We start from the raw sequence: 17,532 nt of genomic DNA, 5'->3' as shown, positions 1-17,532 counted from the left end.
CCTCTGCCGTAACACGCATTGATAAACTCACCTAACGCCCCGCACCTCCGCCACCATGCAGACGAAACGCCCATCCCCCATGTCGCAAACATCCAGACCGCCGACAGCCCTATCGCCCGTAGCAAGAAACCGTCTCATCCTCTTCGTCCTCTGGCTCCTCTTCTACGCAACCCTCACCCTCTTCGTCCCCCCGCTCCTCGACGACGCCGACTCCGTACACGCCGAAGTCGCCCGCGAGATGCTCCTCCGCCACGACTGGGTCACCCTCTACGCCAACGGCATCCGCTACCTCGAAAAAGCCCCCATCCTTTACTGGAGCATGGCCCTCAGCTTCAAACTCTTCGGCGTCAACACCGCGGCCGCACGCCTCCCCATCGCCCTCACCGTCCTCTCGCTCGCCCTCCTCCTCGAGGGCTTCGCCCGCCGCGCCTTCAGCACTCCAGAACAACCTCAATCCCCCCGAGCCGGCCTCTACGCCGGACTCATGCTCCTCTCCAGCTTCGGCATCTTCATCTTCACCCGCATCCTCCTCCCCGACGCCGACGTCTGCCTCTGGCTCACCCTCGCCCTCTTCTTCTACTGGGCCACCGAGCAGGCCGATGAGCGACAGACCCATGGGATGCCCCAAAATCGGGTGCCCCATCTTCGCGAAGCTAAGGTGGGCCTTCGCGAAGCGAACCGCACTCCTTTCCCATTCACAAAAGCCAACGCAAGCATCACCCTCTGCTGGCTCTTCGCCGCCTGCTGCGCCCTCAACGTCCTCACCAAAGGCCTCATCGGCATCGTCTTCCCCCTCCTCATCGTCCTCACCCACCTCATCCTGACGCGCCGCAACCTCCACGCCGTCCTAACCCGCATCCCCCAGCTCCACCCCCTCTCCAGCACCATCGTCTTCCTCGTCATCGCCGCTCCGTGGCACATCCTCATCGCCCTCGCCAACCCCACCCAGGGCCATCCCGGCGCTCTCTCCTTCTCGCACGGCCACTGGTCCGTCCCCCTCCCCACCGACGGCAACGTCCACGGCTGGCTCTGGTTCTACTTCGTCAACGAGCAGCTCCTCCGCTACCTCAACCTCCGCGTCCCCCGCGACTACGACACCGTCCCCCTCGCCCTCTTCTGGGCCCTCATCCTCATCTGGATCATGCCCTGGAGCGCCTTCCTCTATCGTGCCCTCGCCACCGTCCCCTGGCGCAAGGCCCTCCGCCCTAGAGTCTCCATCCGCACCCTCACCCCACCCGAAAGCACCCTACTCCTCCTGGGCCTCTGGGCCATCATCCCTGTCCTCTTTTTCTCCCTCTCCACCCGCCAGGAGTACTACGTCCTCCCCGCCCTCCCCGCCATGATCCTTCTCATCGCCGGTTGGCTCGACGCCGAAGCCACCGAAGCCGAATCCTTCACCGTCCCCAACCCCCTCGTTCGCTCCGGACAGCGCATCTCCGTCGTCCTTCTCGTCCTCGGCTCCATCGCAGCCCTCACCGCGGGATTCTTCCTCCTTCACTCCGCCCCACCCAACCCCGGCACTGACCTCGCCTCACTCCTAAAACAAAATCCCAGCGACTACGCCCTCTCCTTCGGCCACTTCCTCGACCTCAACGCCCAGGCCATGGGAGCCTTCCGCGATCCGCTCCTCCTCACCGCCGTCGCGCTCTTCTCCGGAACCCTCGCCAACTGGCTCCTCCGCCGCAACTATCAGCCCCACGCCGCGAACCTCTGCCTCGCCGCCGCCACCTTCGCCTTCGTTCTCGCCGCGCACGTCGGCCTGCAGATCTTCTCCCCGGTCCTGAGCTCTCGCCAGTTAGCCACCGCCATCCAGCCCGAGCTGAAACCCAGCGACCTCATTGTCATCCACGGCGAGTACGAGAGCGCCAGCACCCTCGGCTTCTACCTCGGGCGCAACGACCTCCACATCCTCAACGGCCGCTCCTCCAACCTCTGGTACGGGTCCTTCTTCCCCGACGCCCCACCCATCTTCGAGGACGCCCTCTCTCTCAAAGTCCGTTGGCTCGAGCCCCGCCGCATCTTCCTCTGGCAGGATCTGTCCGACCCAGTCCCCACCCTCCCCGGAAAAACCTTCTTCATCGCCCAGAGCGGCGGCAAAGAGATCCTGAGCAACCAACCCAACCCTTACTAAAGACGGTGTCCTGCCGGACGGGCCTCCTGCGCGGAGGGCGGGCGTTCGCACGCCTCTTTAGTGCTTCGCCCGGTCCTCCCGTTGGTCGGAATCATCTTCCTTCGCGACCAACGAAAGCGCCACGCAAAGCGGTATACAAGCCACGAAGTGGCCGCTCTCCGCGTAGGAGGCCCGTCCGGCAGGACAAAGCGGTGATTTTTTTGAAGGGGTCGTTACAGGCAGCCTTACTTATCCGTCTTCCAAACAAACAAAAACTCGTCATTGCTAGACGTAGCCAGATTGATCTTCTGCTGCCGCGCAGCCCTGCTCAAAGCCGATCGCACATTCTCCTTCGTATCCGGAAGCTGATCGAGCGGAATCTTCAACGCACTGCCAGGCTTCAATTGCGCGATATCGCTCAACAGCTGCGTAATGATCTCTCTGTGCTTGCCTTCTCTACCTTTGGGTACGTTCGCCTGCAGCACCGACTCAAACTTCATCTCCTTTGAATCAAACTCGTCGTCGCCGCTCACTTCCCCTCCTTCTCGTCCTCTCAGGCTATCGTGACACTAACCTAAAGTTAAGCCGATGCTCAAATCACCTGTCAAGATGCTATCCCAGCCAAAGCCTGAACCGACCAAAAACTGAGAGATCGAAAAGAGTTAACCCGTATAGAAACGGCTGGCCTAAGGTGTCTTCAGAGGTTACGTTATGTCCCCAAAAACGTACTTTGAGGTCGTTCCCTTGTCAGAAGTTGCGAAGCAAGATGAAGTCTCGCTGCCCGAGGAATTTAAACCCGTCATCCTCATCGTCGACGACGAGCGAATCATCGCCGACACTCTCTCGATAATCCTCTCCCGTAGCGGCTTCTCCACCCTCACCGCCTACGACGGTACCGCAGCACTAGCGCTCGCACGAACGTCCGCCCCCCAACTTCTCATCTCCGACGTCATGATGCCCGGCATGACCGGCATCGAACTGGCTATCGCTGTCAGCCAGACCATCCCCGGATGCCAAATCCTTCTGTTCTCCGGCCAGGCCGCAACCGCCGATCTCCTCGTACACGCGCGCAATGCCGGCTACAACTTCACCACCCTCACCAAACCCGTCCACCCCACCGACATGCTCAAGCGCGTCTCCGAGTGCCTGGCGGTACAAAAGACCGTCTTCGCCCCCACGCACAGCCCGACGGACGATTCTTCCCGACCCGCAACCTACCTCGTAAACTAACCTTACCCAATACCCACCGCAGCAGCCGATTCGGAGACATAAGGCGGCTTCCCCGCCTGCTTCACAAAGTCCTCCAGCCTCTGCCCCTTCTTCTGCACGAACTCGCGCCCCAGCACATCGACCTCCTGCATCCGGTCGATGCGAAACACCCTGAAGTCATTTCGCAGCTCGCACCACGCCGCCAGCGTCCACGCCCCACCCCAGAAGTACAGCGCCAGCGGCCTCACCTCGCGCTCGCTGCTCTGCCCATCCTCCTTCGCATAACAAAACGCTACCGCCCGACGTCCCACGCAAGCATCGTGCAGCAGATCCAGCCGCTCCTTTAGAGGCTGCACCATTCTGTGCCCAGGCGCGTACATAAGGATCGAATCCAATCGCTCTCGAAGATCCGCCGGAAGCACCGCCTCAATTCGCTGCAGCGCCTGATCGACCGAAGCCACACTCGCCGCTCCGCCCCACGCCTGCACCATCCGTGCACCCAGCACCAGCGCCGTCAGCTCATCCCGCGTAAACATCAGCGGAGGCAGGTCCATATCCCGCCGCAGCGTATAGCCGACCCCAGCCTCTCCTTCAATCGGCATCCCCGAGATCTGCAGATCACGCACATCCCGATAGATCGTCCGCTCTGAAACCTCAAGCTTCTCCGCCAGCATTCGCGCCGTCTGCAATCTGCCGCCGCGCAGCACTCGTACGATCCGGAAGAGTCGGTCAGCCCGTCGCATGCACCTATCCTACCCACTTCGTGGGGTGTATACCGGCTTCGTCCCAGGCCTCCCGATGGTCGGCAGAAGATATCTCATTCGCGACCAACGGGAGCGCCAACCGAAGGGGTATACAAGTCACGAAGTGACCGCCGCCCGCGCAGGGCGCCCGTCCGGCAGGACACTCAAACCGAAGTATGCAAACCAATATGATTCCCTTCCGTATCCTTCAAGCAAGCAAACGCGCCATGCCCTCCAGGAATCACCGTACGCGGCATCAGCATCAACCCCCCAGCCTCACGAACCCGAGCGATCACGGCATCCAGCTCCCCATCGCAGTTCAGATAAACCATCGTCCCGCCCCGACCTGGTTTTCGGAACGGCCGCTTCACCAAAGCCCCCGCAACACCACCCGGAGCCGCTGGAAACAAACGCATCGGATCGCCCAGCTCCCCAAAATCATCCTTCTTCATCCTGCGATCCAGAATCGTCTCGTAGAACCTCGCTGCCCGCTCCAGATCGGCACACGGAATCTCGAACCAAACTGCCCCCGACTTCGGCTGTTCCTTCATATTGCCTCCTCTGACATTACGAACACAGAGGCAGCATACTGACACCCTCCTGACACCGTACTGTCAGTAGCCTTTGCCAATTTCCGTCTCGTGCAGCCCGCAGGTAGGCCAGGTCCTCTGTTCCTTGGGCGCCGCCTTATCGAAACCCAGACCCCCCGGCCGGCGCTCTACAACTACAGCGCCTTTTCAAGCCGCAGAGAGCGCACTGATCGTAACGTAATATCCGTCCGGATCTCGGAGCGAGAACTCCTTGGTTTGAGTATTCGGATTCACATGAAGCTCCTCTTCGAGCTGAGTGACGAGAGAGCGTGCCCTTTGAAGCGTCAGGTCGAAATCATCGACGCGGAAAAACAATAGAAGCCCATTGCCGGGGATCCCGTGATCGGGCTTCATCAATGAGGGATGCTCGTGGGCGCCCCACTCGTGGAGGCAGAGCAAAACAGTTCCATCGGAATCAAGAATTTGTCCAAAGTAGTCATGAGCAGGAAGGGTAGCCGCCTGACCGAACAACGCCTGATACCACTTGAAGCTGCCCCGCACATCGTCTACTCCTATGATGATCCACGTGCGCTTCATTAGATACCCCCTCTGCAGACTAATTCTTGTTCAGACTGATCTCCATCCACTCGGCCCCATCGCCTAAACAGACTCCCGCACCGTACAAGCCTCCAGGTAAGCGCACACCAGAAACACCAGTTCCTGCCGCAAACCCTCAAAATGCTTCTCCGGATCACCCGACTCCAGCAATCTTCGGCTCACCCCGGCCATCGCACTCATCAACATCGAAGCCACAATCTGCGGATCCTTCGTCAGCCGATCACGCGCCGTACCCAGCATCCCCACAAGCGCCTTATTCGTCTCCACACCGTTTCTCAGCGCAATCTTCGCACCATCTACATCCGAGCTCACCGAGTACAGCGCCACACTCGTCTTCGCATCCCTCATCTTCGCCTCAAGAAACGCGTTGATCAGTGCCGTCACCATCTCCTTCAGACTCTTCCCCCGCTCCTCTCTACACACCCTGCGCATCGCCCCGGCCACCTCATCGAGATGCCGCGTCAACGCCGCCTGCAACAACGAGCTCTTATTCGGAAAGTACTGATACAACGTCCCCACCGATACCCCCGCCCGCGACGCCACCTTCGTCGTCGTCAACCGTTCCTTGCCCACGCTCAACAAAACCTGAACGGTCGCCTCCAAAACGGCATCCACGCTCGCAGCCGAACGCGCCTGCACCGGCGATTTACGCGGCTCCAGCAGCACCTGGGAACGTTGCGTCAAATGCGAACTCCTAACCTGAGGCTTTCTTCATCTAACCACAGGTAACCACGACGGCCGCAAGCAGCGCCCCAACAAAAAGGAGCAACAGCATGACGCAACAGACAAATCTAGGCGGCACCTTCACCCTCCCCGGTACCTCGATGACCGTCAACCGCATGGGCTACGGTGCCATGCAACTCGCCGGGCCCCACGTCTTCGGCCCGCCGAAGGACATCGACGTCGCCGTGGCCGTTCTGCGCGAGGCCATCGCCGCCGGCGTCAACCACATCGACACCAGCGACTTCTACGGACCCCACGTCACCAACCAAATCATCAAGCAGGCTCTCCACCCCTACAAAGACGGCCTCATCATCGTCACCAAAGTAGGTGCCCGCCGCGGCGAAGACGCCTCCTGGAACCCCGCTCTCTCGCGCCAGGATCTCATCGACGCCGTGCACGACAACCTCCGTAACCTCGCCCTCGACAAGCTCGACGTCGTAAACCTCCGCGTCGGAGGAGTCATGGGACCAACCGAGGGCTCCATCGCAGCACCCCTCACCTTCCTCGCCGAACTCAAAGCCCAAGGCCTCATCCGCCATCTCGGCCTGAGCAACGTCACCCCACAGCAGCTCGCCGAAGCGCAGAAGATCGCCGACATCGTCTGCATTCAAAATCTCTACAACGTAGCCCACCGAACCGACGACGCCTTCCTCGACGACCTCGCCAAACAAGGCATCGCCTACGTCCCCTTCTTCCCCCTCGGAGGCTTCACACCCCTGCAATCCTCACTGCTCAACGAAGCAGCAGCGTCTCTCCAATCCACGCCAATGCAAGTCGCACAGGCCTGGCTCCTTCAGCGTTCCCCCAACGTGCTCCTCATCCCCGGCACCTCATCCCTCGCCCACTTACGCGAGAACCTCAAAGCCGCAACCCTGCAACTCCCACCCGAAACTATCACCAGCCTGAATTCAATCGCCGCAGCGCCCAAGCAATAACCCGCCGCAACTTCTCGCTCATAAGCGCGTGAGCGCCGTCGGTCAGCCCCATCCGCACTCTTCTTCGAAGCGCCTCCCCTCAAAGAGAGGCGCTCTCGAATAAGAGCATGAGCATTACTCAGGATAGAGCTGGCCGTCGCCTTATCCGGCGCGATCTTCGAGCGTCTTCACATGTATACTTTCGCATCCGCGCAGCGATCTAAGCCGTGTGAACGATTTGCACCTGAAAAGGTTACATTCGACCGGGGTGACATTGAAACGACGCAACTTCTTATCGCTCATCGCAGCAGCGGCGGGACATGCCGCCTGTGCACAATCAAACGGCACAGCCTCTCCAAAGATTCCAGTTCTGCATGGCCCGGACGATCGCAGCGGCACAGCCCATCCTCTCGGCATAAGCGTGCTGGCCTATAAGGTCGTCACGGCCGACACCCAGGCAGCCCTCTTCGTAGCCGAGCAGATGATGCATGCAAAGGGTGGGACACCGCTGCACATGCATTTGGACCAGGACGAATGGTTCTACGTGTTGGAGGGTGAGTTCCTGGTTGAGATTGGAGGCGTACGCCAGGTGCTCACTGCAGGAGACTCAGTGCTGGGGCCGCGCCAGGTATCTCACCGCTGGTTGTTCCTCGGCAAAGGCTCCGGAAAGATCCTGGTCTCCTTCGCGCCGGCGGGAAAGATGGAGTCCTTCTTTGAGCAGGTCGCTCAGACCGGGGCGATGCCGGGTGAAGACAAGGCTCTCTTCGCGTCACATGGCATGGTGCCCCTCGGTCCCGCATTAACCGCATGACCTCCTCATCTCTGCGAGCAGTCGAGTTTGTTTACTATTCTCCATGCGATCTTCCACTCTCGCTGCCGTAGCCGTCTTCCTCTGTGTTCCTCCGCTGTTCAGCCAGGCCGTCCCTGCCCCCGCCTCGCAGACCTCCCCGCCGCAAACCATCGCAGCCGAAATCCACGCCGTAGAGACCGGCTTGCTCCCCCCTGTCACCGTCTCTGGAGACCTGCACCCAACGCGCTCCCTCACCGAAGAAATGAGCCGCCGCCACATCCCTGCCGTCAGCATCGCCGTCATTCACAACGGCGCCATACGGTGGGCCCACGCGTGGGGCACGCTGAACCCGGCAGGCGGTCCGCCCGCCACGCCAGACACCCTCTTCCAGGCTGCTTCCATCAGCAAATCCCTCACCGCCCAGGCGGCACTGCACCTGGTCCAACAAGGCAAGCTCTCGCTCGACGCCCCCGTCCAGACCGAGCTCAAAGGCTGGACCCTCCCGCAGAACACCTTCACCGCCCAGCAGCCCGTTACGCTCCGCGAGCTCCTCTCCCACACCGCCGGCATCAACGTACACGGCTTCCCCGGTTACGCCACCGCGGCCCCGGTTCCGACGCTCCAACAAGTGCTCGATGGCATCAAGCCCGCCAACACTGACGCGATCCGCGTCACTGCCGTCCCCGGCCAGGCCAACAGCTACTCCGGCGGCGGATTCACCATCGTCCAGCAGATGATGATCGACACAACCGGCCAGCCCTTCCCGCAGATCATGCAGTCCCTCGTCCTCGGCCCCATCGGCATGCACCACAGCACCTATCAGCAGCCCCTTCCGCAGTCTCGCCTCAAAGAAGTCGCCCTGCCCGCCGACGACAAAGGCGAGCCAATCCCCGGCGGTCCCCACATCTATCCTGAAATGGCCGCCGCCGGCCTCTGGACCACCCCCTCCGACCTCGCCCTGTGGATCATCGAAATGCAGCGCTCGCTTTCAGGCCACGCCAATCACGTGCTCTCACCCGACATGACCCGCACCATGCTCACCCCCATCAAAGACAACTACGGTCTCGGCGTCGACCTCTCAAAACAAAACAACATCCCCTCCTTCGCCCACAGCGGCGGCAATGCCGGCTACAAAGACTTCTACATCGGTTACGAGAACGGCGACGGCGCCGTCATCATGACCAGCAGCGACAGCGGCGGCTGGCTCTGGCCCGACATTCTGCGCAGCATCTCCCGCGTCTACAACTGGTCCACCTGGAAGACCACCCAGCGCAGCACCATCTCTTTAGCACCATCCGCGCTGACTCCGTACACCGGCAAATTCAGCACGAAGTCACTCGGCGAAATCGAAATCGCTCTCGAATCCGGGCACCTGCAGGCCAACCTCTCCTACTACGGCTCCAGCCCGCTCTTCCCCTCCGCGCCCAACACCTTCTTCGCAACGGATACTCAAGTCGAGCTGCGCTTCGATTCACCAGACTCCGGCACCTTCCTTGTAGACAACCAATCCATCCCATTCACTCGCGCCAAGTGACCGCCCTCCATCGAAAGCCTCTTATGATCGGTAACCGCAAACGCGCTTTTCGCCACCGAACGCTTCTGACGAGAAGCCGACTTATCGAGACTTACCTTTCATGGATGAGTACATTGGCGATTTAGCACCAATTGAGAATCCGTGCGGTAGAGTGGCCATCCACGACTATGCTACATTTCTCGCATTGTCGAAGGGAGCGTGGCTCATTGAACGCCGTCGTTACCAGGAAATACGGCCCGCCGCTGGATGTGCTGCAGCTCAGAGAGGTGGCGACACCAGAGCCGACTGAGGCGGAGGTCTTAGTCAAGCTGTATGCCTCGTCCGTCAATCCGCTCGACGGTTTCACAATTAGAGGGCCCTTGTTTTTCGTTCCGAGCCTTGGAAGGCTTCTCAGACCGACACACAAGATAGCTGGCGCTGATTATGCGGGGCGAATTGAATCGGTCGGCCGGGATATAAAGCGATTTCAGCCGGGCGATGAAGTCTTTGGGGCATCGTTCACGGGAAAAGGCCAGGGAGGATTTGCTGAGTACGTATGTACTCAGCAAGACAGCCTTGCGCCGAAGCCATCCAATCTGTCGTTCGAGCAAGCAGCAGCCGTGCCCGTAGCTGCGATTACTGCTCTTCAGGGTCTACGCGATCACGGTCAGATCCAGCCCGGCCAGAAAGTTCTGATCGACGGCGCATCGGGTGGCGTGGGTACGTTCGCTGTCCAGATTGCCAAATCATTCGGGGCCGAAGTGACCGCCGTATGCAGCCCGCGAAATGTAGACATGGCGCGATCAATCGGTGCGGACCATGTGATCGATTACACACGAGAAAATTTCACGCTAAGCGGGTTGCGATACGATCTGATCCTCGGGGCGAACGCCCATCATTCGATTCTCGATTACAGGCGTGCGCTCAATCAGGACGGAATCTTTGTGTGGGCTGGAGGTGGTTTAGCTCGAATGTTCCAGGCGATCTCACTGAGGCCGCTTCTATCGTTGATCGGCAACAAGAAAGTGCGTTTCTTCATTGCGAAGGTCAACGTAACGGATCTGCTTCTTCTCAAGGACCTTCTCGAAGCCAGAAAGATCGTACCTGTGATAGACAGGCGATACCCACTAGCCGAAGTAGCTGAAGCCCTCTGTTATCGCGAAGAAGGACATGCACAAGGGAAAATCGTTATCACCATCCCTCACGGTAATGAGGTTGATGCTGCCCTCTGAACCTTCAGACCATACAAGATCCGTCTGACAGAAATTTCATTGCTACGTTGATGACATCAGGCCTATGCACTCATCAACCTTGATTTACGCTTCTCCAAATTGGATAAGTAACGAGAAACGCGCTTCTCGTCATTTGCCCACCGCCCACGCGAACCTTCGCGTCGGCTTCCCCGCGCCTAGTACCCGCCCGAATCCCCGCCATGCGATAGATTCTCGAACCGCGTATAGTCCGCCAGATACGCCAGCTGAATACTTCCAGTCGGTCCGTTTCTCTGCTTCGCGATGATGATCTCCGCCTTGCCTTTTAGATCTTCATTCTCGCGGTCGTAGTACTCCTCGCGATGAATAAAGCAGACCACGTCGGCATCCTGCTCGATCGAACCCGACTCGCGCAGGTCGCTCAACAGCGGCTTCTTGTCGCCGCCCCTCTGCTCACTCGCACGCGACAGCTGCGACAGCGCCACCACCGGCACCCTCATCTCCTTCGCCAGCGCCTTCAGCCCGCGCGAGATCGCCGAGACCTCCTGCGTGCGATTCTCAAACCCCTTCTGCGACCCCGACGAGCCCGTCATAAGCTGCAGATAATCGATCACAATCAGATCCAGCGCACCATGCTGCTGCTTCAGCCGCCGCGCCTTCGCCCGCATCTCCGCCAGCGTGATCCCCGGCGTATCGTCGATAAACATCTTCGACTCCATCAGCCGCTCCAGACCATTGATCAGCTTCGCCCGGTCCTCGCGCATCAACATCCCGGTCTGAATCGCCTTCGAGTTCACCAGCGCCTGCGAAGCCAGCATTCTCCGCAGCAGACTCGCTTTACTCATTTCCAGCGAGAACACCGCCACCACCTTGCCCCCGCGCACCGCAGCATTCTCCGCAATATTGATCGCCCACGCCGTCTTGCCCATCGAAGGCCGAGCCGCAATAATCGTCAACTCCGACTCCTGCAACCCGCTCGTCATCCGGTCAAACTCGATGTAGTGCGTCGCCAGCCCCGTAACCTCGCGTCCCTGCTCATACAGCGCATCGATCGACCCAAACGAGTCCTTCACAATCGCCGTAATATCCGAGAACCCGCCCGTCACCGCGTGTTCGGAGATCTCCGTCAACCGACTCGAAACCTGGTTCAGCACATCGATCGCCTCGCGGCTCTGGTCCGAGGCCTCGATCATCCCCATATCGCACACCGTCAGCAGCTGCCGCATCAGGCTCTTATCGCGAACGATCCGAACATAACTCTCAATACTCAGCTTGCGCGGCAGGCCCTCACTGAGCGAAGCCAGATAAGGCAGCCCACCCACCGAATCCAGCTCCTTCTTCTTCCCCAGATAATCGGTGACCGTAACGATGTCTACCGCATGTCCAACCTCAACCAGGTGCAGCATCGCATCGTAGATCTTCCGGTGCGAATCCAGCGCAAAGTCATCGGTCTTCAGCAGCATCGTCGCATCTATAATCGCGACCGGCTCCACCAGCATCGCGCCAAGAATCGTCATCTCGGCATGGACTGACGCCGGCCGTTCCTGCTCGCCGACAATGTGGGGATAAGTAGCCATGAAGTCCTAAATTATCGAATGCCAGCCTGCGGAAGGCGGCGCATTTCTGTGGATTACCCAGCTGTCGGGCAGATTTCAGTCTACGCCGCCCGGCCACACCCACCCACATCCAGAGAACCAAGCCGGATGCCCCACACCAGCCCTCGTGAGTCTGTGTTTTCAGCCTCCACAGAAAGTCGTTATAGGCTATTCGTTAACGACAAACAAACTTCCGCAGGAGCAATAATGGGCGTCGAAAAGGTTCTAGCCATTCCCGAGCAAGCCCAACGCGACAAAGCCTCCTTCGAGGTCCTCCGCGTCTGGATCGCCGAACAGGGCCAGCACGTCAGCATCCGCAGCGGAGCCTGGGAGGACCCCTTCGCCTGGGGCATCGTCCTCGCTGACCTCGCCCGCCACATCGCCCTCGCCCACCAGCTGCAAAACAAGGACACCGACCCCGAAGCCTTCCTCAACCGCCTCCTCGAAGGCTTCGAAGCCGAGATCGAAAACCCCACCGACGAACCCGAGGGCGAAGTCACCCAATAACCCGCACTCTGCTCCGTTGAAACCCGTCTCCTGCCCAGAGCTGCAGCCCTTTTCGAGCCGTCATCCTGTTCAAGTCGTCAATCTGTTCGAGCCGTCCTCCTGCTCGAATCGTCATCCCTTTCGAGTCGTCATCCTGAACGGAGTGAAGGATCCCCGTATTTAGTCCTTTGCCGTTGTTCCTCCCCTAAACCCGTCTCAAACTTCGTCATCTCGACCGAAGCGGCAGACAGCCTCACCGTCTGTCGCGCAGTGGATTGCGGCCACATCTCTCACTTGCAGCGAACCGATGCATGCTGCGGTATCCGTCAAGCCCCCCGCATTTCGCGCACACGCGCCACCCCGCCAAAATAAATCTCAAAACCTGGCGTATTTTTAGCCACCCAAATGTGTGGTGCTAAAACACCACATTCACCACACATCCCACCACACCCAGCCACACAAAAAACCAGGTTCAAACACCACAATTTCGCAAAACCCCCTGCAAAAGCGGGCCTCCGTCGCAGGCCCGCCAGCCCAAAATTATTTGTGCTTGTAATCCTGAAAAAGATCAGGAAACTGCTGCTTCAGCGCCGCCATCTTCGGTACATCGCACACTTGGATGTACGGATTGTTGGGATTCTTCTCCGCATAGTCCTGGTGATAGTCCTCGCCGTCATAGAAAGCCTTCAGCGGCGTAACCTCGGTCACAATCGGCTTGGGAAACACATGCGCCGCATCCAGCTGAGAGATATAGGCCTTAGCCACTTTCTCCTGCCCCGGAGTCGTATAAAAGATCACCGACCGATAAGAAGTCCCCACATCCGGCCCCTGCCGGTTCAACTGCGTAGGATCATGCACCACCGAAAAGAAGATCCGCAGCAGCGTCCCGTAGCTAACCTTCGCCGGATCAAACACAATCTTCACCGACTCCGCATGCCCCGTACCCTCAGACGAAACCTGGTCATAAGTAGCCGTCGACGCAGATCCACCCGAATACCCCGCAGTCGTAGCCGTAACGCCTTTCACCCGCTGAAACACAGTCTGTACGCCCCAGAAGCATCCACCCGCAAACACTGCAGTCTCATGCCCCACCGCCGCATGTGGCTCATCCATCACAGGAGCCGGAATCGGCTCCCTCCGCTCTGCGCCCATCACCATACTCTTTCCCCTTCCAAATAAAATCAACGCGACCACCACCACAGCCAGCAGAATCAAACTTGTCTTGAAAGAACCCATCATGCACCAACCCTTCCCAACTTGGACGCCCAAACCCCGCCAGCGGTTACATCTGGAGGGCCGACACACCTCACTCAGCCAGAAGGTACACACGTCACGAAAGTGACCGCCGCCCGCGCAGGGCGCCCGTCCGGCAGGACACCCGAGGGCACAAAACTAAGCCACGCGCGCCCTGCCCTGAATCTCGATATAAACGTGAATCAAACTAACCGCCGCAGGCGTAACCCCTGCAATACGGCTAGCCTGCCCAATCGTCTGCGGCCGCACCCGCGAAAGAATCTCTTTCATCTCACTCGACAAACCACTCACCGTCGAATAATCGAACCACCCCGGAATCGCCCGTCTCTCCGCCCTCCGCATCTTCTCCATCGAGCGCCGCTGCTGGTCCAGATACCCCGAGTACTTGATCTCCGTCTCCACCGTCTTCATCTCATTCCGAACCCAGGCCGGCAGCTTCGAATCCCCGGCAACATCCATCGCCGCCACCCAACCCCCAAGCGCCTCATCCCCATCCCGCAATCTCTCCCGAAGCACCGGGGCAACCTCTTCGATCGGCACCTCAGGCCGCTTCAAAAGCTGCGCAAACGTCTGCCCGCTAACCCCAGCCGCATCGCCATCCAGCCTCTCCTTCAGCGCAACCGGCAACTCCTCCGCCTTCACCCGCGCCGAACCCAGTAGCCTCTCAAACGCAACCGCCCGAGCCTGCTTCGCCTCATACTCCGCCCACGCAGCATCATCGATAAGCCCCAGCCGCCGCCCATGCGGAGTCAGCCTGCTATCCGCATTATCAATCCGCAGGTGAAGCCGAAACTCCGCGCGTGAAGTAAACATCCGGTAAGGCTCATTCGTCCCCTTGCTGATCAGGTCATCAATCAGAATCCCCGTATAGGCCTCGGTCCGATCCAGCGTAAAGCCATCCTCGCCCCGCACCGCCAGCGCCGCATTGATCCCCGCCATCAGTCCCTGACACGCCGCCTCTTCATATCCACTCGTCCCATTGATCTGCCCAGCCAGATAGAGTCCTGCAAACGACTTCACCCGCAGCGTACGATCCAGCTCCGTCGGATCAATCGCGTCATACTCAATCGCATATCCCGGACGCAGCATCTCCGCATTTTCGAGCCCCGGTATCGACCGCACCATCGCCGCCTGAATCTCCATCGGCAGGCTCGTGCTCATGCCGTTGATGTAGACCTCATGCGTATTCAACCCCTCCGGCTCCAGAAAAAACTGGTGCCGCGACTTCTCCGGAAACCGCACGATCTTGTCTTCAATCGACGGACAATATCGCGGCCCAATCGCCTCGATCTGCCCCGTATACATCGGCGACCGATGCACATTCTCGCGAATCAGCCGCAGCGTCTCCGGCGTCGTATGCGCGATATGGCAGTTGATCTGCCGCAGCGGAATCTCCTTCGTGCGAAAGCTGAACGGCGTTGGATCTTCATCCCCCGGTTGCTCCTGAAACTGGCTCCAATCGATCGTGCGACCATCGAGCCGCGGCGGCGTCCCCGTCTTCAAACGGCACTCGCGCAACCCCAGCCGCTTCAGCGCCTCTCCCAGCAATACACTGGCTGGCTCTCCACTCCGCCCCGCCGTGTACTGCTGCTCCCCGCAATGAATCAACCCATTCAGAAACGTTCCCGTCGTAACAATCGTCGCCGCAGCATGAATCACGCGGCCATCCCGCAACTTCAACCCGCGCACAACTCGCTTCGGAGAAAACTCGCTGACTGGCTGACTCGCTGATTGGCTGACTCGCTGATTAGCCGACTCGCTGTCCTCCACAATCAGATCCACCACCTCGGCCTGCTTGATAAACAGATTCTTCTGCCCCTCCAGCACCTCGCGCATCTTCACGCGATACAGCGCCTTATCGCACTGCGCCCTCGGCGACCACACCGCCGGCCCCCGCGAAGTATTCAACAGACGAAACTGTATCCCCGTAGCATCTGCGACCTCGCCCATCACCCCACCCAGCGCATCCACCTCACGCACCAAATGGCCTTTGGCAATCCCACCAATCGCAGGATTGCAGCTCATCTGCGCAATTAGATCAAGATTCAACGTAAAGATCGCAGTACGAAGTCCCATTCGCGCAGAGGCCATCGCCGCCTCGCAACCAGCGTGCCCAGCACCCACCACCACCACATCGAACTGTTCCGAAAAGGTCATAGTTCTATTTTAGATGCGGTTCAGATTTCCCTTGGTTACAACCCACTTTTGAGTTGTCCTCGGGCTTCGATGCATCGAACAGGCGTACATCCAGCTTGGGTGACAGCCCCATAGCAACTACATAACTCTTTGGAGAAAATAACAACAGGTAGGGCGCTTCCTGCAACAGGTACTCTTCGCTGTCCGTCAATGGCTTTTGGCGTATGTAATCGATGGTTGCTATGTCTGCCTTCGCAAGTGTTTCGGTCCGCGCAAGGCTCTTGAGAGTAATCTCGGTACCCGAGACTGAAACAGGTCTGCCCGTGTATTTCGTGCCATCTTTCTTTGTGATCGATAGTGCTTCTGCGTGACCAGGTTTAGCACCGATCACATCGCTCCAAGAAGAACGCGCATTGAATACAAGGTTATGCGGACCACCCTCACCAACCTGCAGTAAGTCCCCTATTTGAATGGTCACGTCTTTCTTCTCAAATCGGGTTACCGTTACACTTGATGCATCAACTTTCAAAACAGCCCCTCTCTCACAGGTAGCGTCTTTCTTGATGAACATCAGTGAGCTGTTGTGGCTTACCCGCGACAAATTCATCCAACCGCTGTCATTGCCGGGAATCCCTTGCGCTCTAGTCGGCATTACAGACGTCATTGTCCATATCCAGCAGGCAGTCACTATCCAGCCTGACCTAATCTGATTACGGATTCTCACGAATACATTCTATGAGGACTACCGTAACTTATCTACAATCAACGCATGTCTATCCTCAAGATCATTGCCGCCAGCATGCTTCTCTGTGCGACACTTTCCCTTCCGTCCCATGCTCAGCAGCTTCCCACCGCCATCACAACTGACCCCGCCCACGACAAGACCAACCCCGCCGCCTTCGAAACCTTCCAGATCCCCAGCCACGGAGCCCTCCTCAACGCACTTGCCTACATCGCTCCCGGCCCAGGCCCACATCCCGTGGTCCTCCTACTTCACGGCTTCCCCGGGAACGAGAAAAATCTCGATCTCGCCCAGGCCATCCGCCGCGACGGCTGGGACGTCGTCTACTTCGACTACCGCGGCTCCTGGGGCTCCCCCGGCGACTTCTCTTTCACCCACTCCATCGAGGACACCCAATCCGCCATCGCCTACCTGCGCGACCCCGCCAACGCAAAGAAGCTTCACTCCGATCCGTCCTTTATCGTTCTCGTCGGCCACAGTATGGGTGGCTTCATAGCCCGCTACGTCGCCGCACAAGACCCCGCCATCAAAGCCGTCGGCCTCATCTCCGCAGCCGATATGGGCGTTGACAGGGTTCAATCCATCAAACCCGATCAGAGAGACGCCGCAGTCGCCGCTCTCGCCTCACACCTCGCTGCAGAAGGCATGGCCCCGCTCGCCGGATGCACGCCCGAAAGCCTCGCCAAAGAGGTCGTCGCCAACGCAACCGCATGGAATATCCCCGCTCTCGCCCCCAAGCTCGCCACCCGCCCCATCCTCGTCATCACCTCTGACGACGGCCTCGCACCCTCCAACGACGCCTTCGTTGAAGCCCTCCACAAAGCCGGCAACCAAGAGGTCACCGCAATCCACATGGCCACCGACCACTCCTACTCCGACCAGCGCATCGCCCTCGAGAAGGCGGTCCTCGACGGTCTCGACTACCTTCAACATAAATAGTGCTGTCACACGCAGCCGA

Annotated in this window: 17 protein-coding genes; 8 read left to right on the top strand and 9 right to left on the bottom strand. The window is 59.3% G+C overall.

Annotated features, from left to right (window positions below):
* The first annotated feature begins 79 nt into the window (after window positions 1–79).
* Window positions 80–2,131, top strand: coding sequence for a phospholipid carrier-dependent glycosyltransferase (locus tag RBB81_RS05315; protein ID WP_353072970.1), 2,052 nt, complete (start codon window positions 80–82; stop codon window positions 2,129–2,131).
* A 224-nt stretch (window positions 2,132–2,355) separates the two neighbouring features.
* Here the strand turns inward: RBB81_RS05315 and RBB81_RS05310 are convergent, their stop codons facing one another.
* The gene (locus tag RBB81_RS05310; RefSeq protein WP_179580852.1) at window positions 2,356–2,643 is read right to left on the bottom strand and encodes a hypothetical protein; all 288 of its coding nucleotides are present in this window, start codon (window positions 2,641–2,643) and stop codon (window positions 2,356–2,358) included.
* A gap of 178 nt (window positions 2,644–2,821) precedes the next feature.
* Here RBB81_RS05310 and RBB81_RS05305 point away from each other — a divergent pair, with 178 nt between their 5' ends.
* Window positions 2,822–3,340 (top strand): response regulator, encoded by a 519-nt coding sequence (locus RBB81_RS05305; RefSeq protein ID WP_183790602.1) that lies wholly within the window; start codon window positions 2,822–2,824, stop codon window positions 3,338–3,340.
* A 2-nt stretch (window positions 3,341–3,342) separates the two neighbouring features.
* On the opposite strand, the gene RBB81_RS05300 is transcribed toward RBB81_RS05305, so the two are convergent.
* From RBB81_RS05300 to RBB81_RS05285, 4 genes are all read right to left on the bottom strand, one after another.
* Entirely contained in the window at window positions 3,343–4,062 is a 720-nt protein-coding gene (locus RBB81_RS05300; RefSeq protein ID WP_353072969.1) for a helix-turn-helix transcriptional regulator, read from the bottom strand.
* 164 nt (window positions 4,063–4,226) lie between these two features.
* Window positions 4,227–4,613 (bottom strand): VOC family protein, encoded by a 387-nt coding sequence (locus tag RBB81_RS05295; protein WP_179580846.1) that lies wholly within the window; start codon window positions 4,611–4,613, stop codon window positions 4,227–4,229.
* Between the two features lie 186 nt (window positions 4,614–4,799).
* Window positions 4,800–5,189 (bottom strand): VOC family protein, encoded by a 390-nt coding sequence (locus RBB81_RS05290; RefSeq protein ID WP_353072968.1) that lies wholly within the window; start codon window positions 5,187–5,189, stop codon window positions 4,800–4,802.
* A gap of 63 nt (window positions 5,190–5,252) precedes the next feature.
* Window positions 5,253–5,894 carry a TetR/AcrR family transcriptional regulator gene (locus tag RBB81_RS05285; RefSeq protein WP_353072967.1) on the bottom strand — a complete coding sequence of 214 codons (642 nt, stop codon included), beginning with the start codon at window positions 5,892–5,894 and terminating at the stop codon, window positions 5,253–5,255.
* Window positions 5,895–5,983: 89 nt separating this feature from the next.
* Between RBB81_RS05285 and RBB81_RS05280 the strand changes: the two genes are divergently transcribed.
* From RBB81_RS05280 to RBB81_RS05265, 4 genes are all read left to right on the top strand, one after another.
* Complete coding sequence (locus tag RBB81_RS05280) at window positions 5,984–6,868, top strand: aldo/keto reductase family oxidoreductase (RefSeq protein WP_353072966.1); 885 nt, start codon at window positions 5,984–5,986, stop codon at window positions 6,866–6,868.
* A 253-nt stretch (window positions 6,869–7,121) separates the two neighbouring features.
* Window positions 7,122–7,658, top strand: a complete 537-nt coding sequence (locus RBB81_RS05275) for a cupin domain-containing protein (RefSeq protein ID WP_353072965.1) — start codon at window positions 7,122–7,124, stop codon at window positions 7,656–7,658.
* A 43-nt stretch (window positions 7,659–7,701) separates the two neighbouring features.
* Complete coding sequence (locus RBB81_RS05270; RefSeq protein ID WP_353072964.1) at window positions 7,702–9,171, top strand: serine hydrolase domain-containing protein; 1,470 nt, start codon at window positions 7,702–7,704, stop codon at window positions 9,169–9,171.
* A gap of 206 nt (window positions 9,172–9,377) precedes the next feature.
* Window positions 9,378–10,382 (top strand): NAD(P)-dependent alcohol dehydrogenase, encoded by a 1,005-nt coding sequence (locus tag RBB81_RS05265; RefSeq protein WP_179580836.1) that lies wholly within the window; start codon window positions 9,378–9,380, stop codon window positions 10,380–10,382.
* Between the two features lie 176 nt (window positions 10,383–10,558).
* On the opposite strand, the gene dnaB is transcribed toward RBB81_RS05265, so the two are convergent.
* Complete coding sequence (gene dnaB, locus RBB81_RS05260; protein WP_353072963.1) at window positions 10,559–11,938, bottom strand: replicative DNA helicase; 1,380 nt, start codon at window positions 11,936–11,938, stop codon at window positions 10,559–10,561.
* A 225-nt stretch (window positions 11,939–12,163) separates the two neighbouring features.
* On the opposite strand from dnaB, the gene RBB81_RS05255 reads away from it, so the two are divergent.
* On the top strand, window positions 12,164–12,463 hold the full coding sequence (locus RBB81_RS05255) for a DUF5076 domain-containing protein (RefSeq protein ID WP_353072962.1): 300 nt from the start codon (window positions 12,164–12,166) through the stop codon (window positions 12,461–12,463).
* Window positions 12,464–12,982: 519 nt separating this feature from the next.
* Here RBB81_RS05255 and msrA read toward each other — a convergent pair.
* The 3 genes from msrA to RBB81_RS05240 form a co-directional block, all read right to left on the bottom strand.
* Window positions 12,983–13,600 carry a peptide-methionine (S)-S-oxide reductase MsrA gene (gene msrA / locus RBB81_RS05250; protein ID WP_423248064.1) on the bottom strand — a complete coding sequence of 206 codons (618 nt, stop codon included), beginning with the start codon at window positions 13,598–13,600 and terminating at the stop codon, window positions 12,983–12,985.
* 234 nt (window positions 13,601–13,834) lie between these two features.
* Complete coding sequence (gene mnmG, locus RBB81_RS05245; RefSeq protein ID WP_353072961.1) at window positions 13,835–15,853, bottom strand: tRNA uridine-5-carboxymethylaminomethyl(34) synthesis enzyme MnmG; 2,019 nt, start codon at window positions 15,851–15,853, stop codon at window positions 13,835–13,837.
* Window positions 15,854–15,857: 4 nt separating this feature from the next.
* Window positions 15,858–16,496, bottom strand: a complete 639-nt coding sequence (locus RBB81_RS05240; RefSeq protein ID WP_353072960.1) for a hypothetical protein — start codon at window positions 16,494–16,496, stop codon at window positions 15,858–15,860.
* 105 nt (window positions 16,497–16,601) lie between these two features.
* On the opposite strand from RBB81_RS05240, the gene RBB81_RS05235 reads away from it, so the two are divergent.
* A complete protein-coding gene (locus RBB81_RS05235; protein ID WP_353072959.1) occupies window positions 16,602–17,513 on the top strand; it encodes an alpha/beta hydrolase family protein in 912 nt (303 codons plus the stop codon).
* Window positions 17,514–17,532 lie beyond the last annotated feature (19 nt).

The sequence above is a fragment of the Tunturibacter gelidoferens genome (assembly GCF_040358255.1).
GTDB classification, from domain to species: domain Bacteria; phylum Acidobacteriota; class Terriglobia; order Terriglobales; family Acidobacteriaceae; genus Edaphobacter; species Edaphobacter gelidiferens.
Note: the sequence above shows the minus strand (reverse complement) of the source record. Positions and strands in the feature narration are given on the sequence as shown.

Bases quoted from the DNA above. Each gene is read 5' to 3' on its own strand.
- RBB81_RS05240 (WP_353072960.1), bottom strand. From the start codon at position 16,496: ATGACGTCTGTAATGCCGACTAGAGCGCAAGGGATTCCCGGCAATGAC.
- RBB81_RS05235 (WP_353072959.1), top strand. From the start codon at position 16,602: ATGTCTATCCTCAAGATCATTGCCGCCAGCATGCTTCTCTGTGCGACA.
- RBB81_RS05270 (WP_353072964.1), top strand. From the start codon at position 7,702: ATGCGATCTTCCACTCTCGCTGCCGTAGCCGTCTTCCTCTGTGTTCCT.
- RBB81_RS05300 (WP_353072969.1), bottom strand. From the start codon at position 4,062: ATGCGACGGGCTGACCGACTCTTCCGGATCGTACGAGTGCTGCGCGGC.
- mnmG (WP_353072961.1), bottom strand. From the start codon at position 15,853: ATGACCTTTTCGGAACAGTTCGATGTGGTGGTGGTGGGTGCTGGGCAC.
- RBB81_RS05295 (WP_179580846.1), bottom strand. From the start codon at position 4,613: ATGAAGGAACAGCCGAAGTCGGGGGCAGTTTGGTTCGAGATTCCGTGT.
- RBB81_RS05305 (WP_183790602.1), top strand. From the start codon at position 2,822: ATGTCCCCAAAAACGTACTTTGAGGTCGTTCCCTTGTCAGAAGTTGCG.
- RBB81_RS05280 (WP_353072966.1), top strand. From the start codon at position 5,984: ATGACGCAACAGACAAATCTAGGCGGCACCTTCACCCTCCCCGGTACC.
- RBB81_RS05255 (WP_353072962.1), top strand. From the start codon at position 12,164: ATGGGCGTCGAAAAGGTTCTAGCCATTCCCGAGCAAGCCCAACGCGAC.
- dnaB (WP_353072963.1), bottom strand. From the start codon at position 11,938: ATGGCTACTTATCCCCACATTGTCGGCGAGCAGGAACGGCCGGCGTCA.
- RBB81_RS05290 (WP_353072968.1), bottom strand. From the start codon at position 5,189: ATGAAGCGCACGTGGATCATCATAGGAGTAGACGATGTGCGGGGCAGC.
- RBB81_RS05315 (WP_353072970.1), top strand. From the start codon at position 80: ATGTCGCAAACATCCAGACCGCCGACAGCCCTATCGCCCGTAGCAAGA.
- msrA (WP_423248064.1), bottom strand. From the start codon at position 13,600: ATGGTGATGGGCGCAGAGCGGAGGGAGCCGATTCCGGCTCCTGTGATG.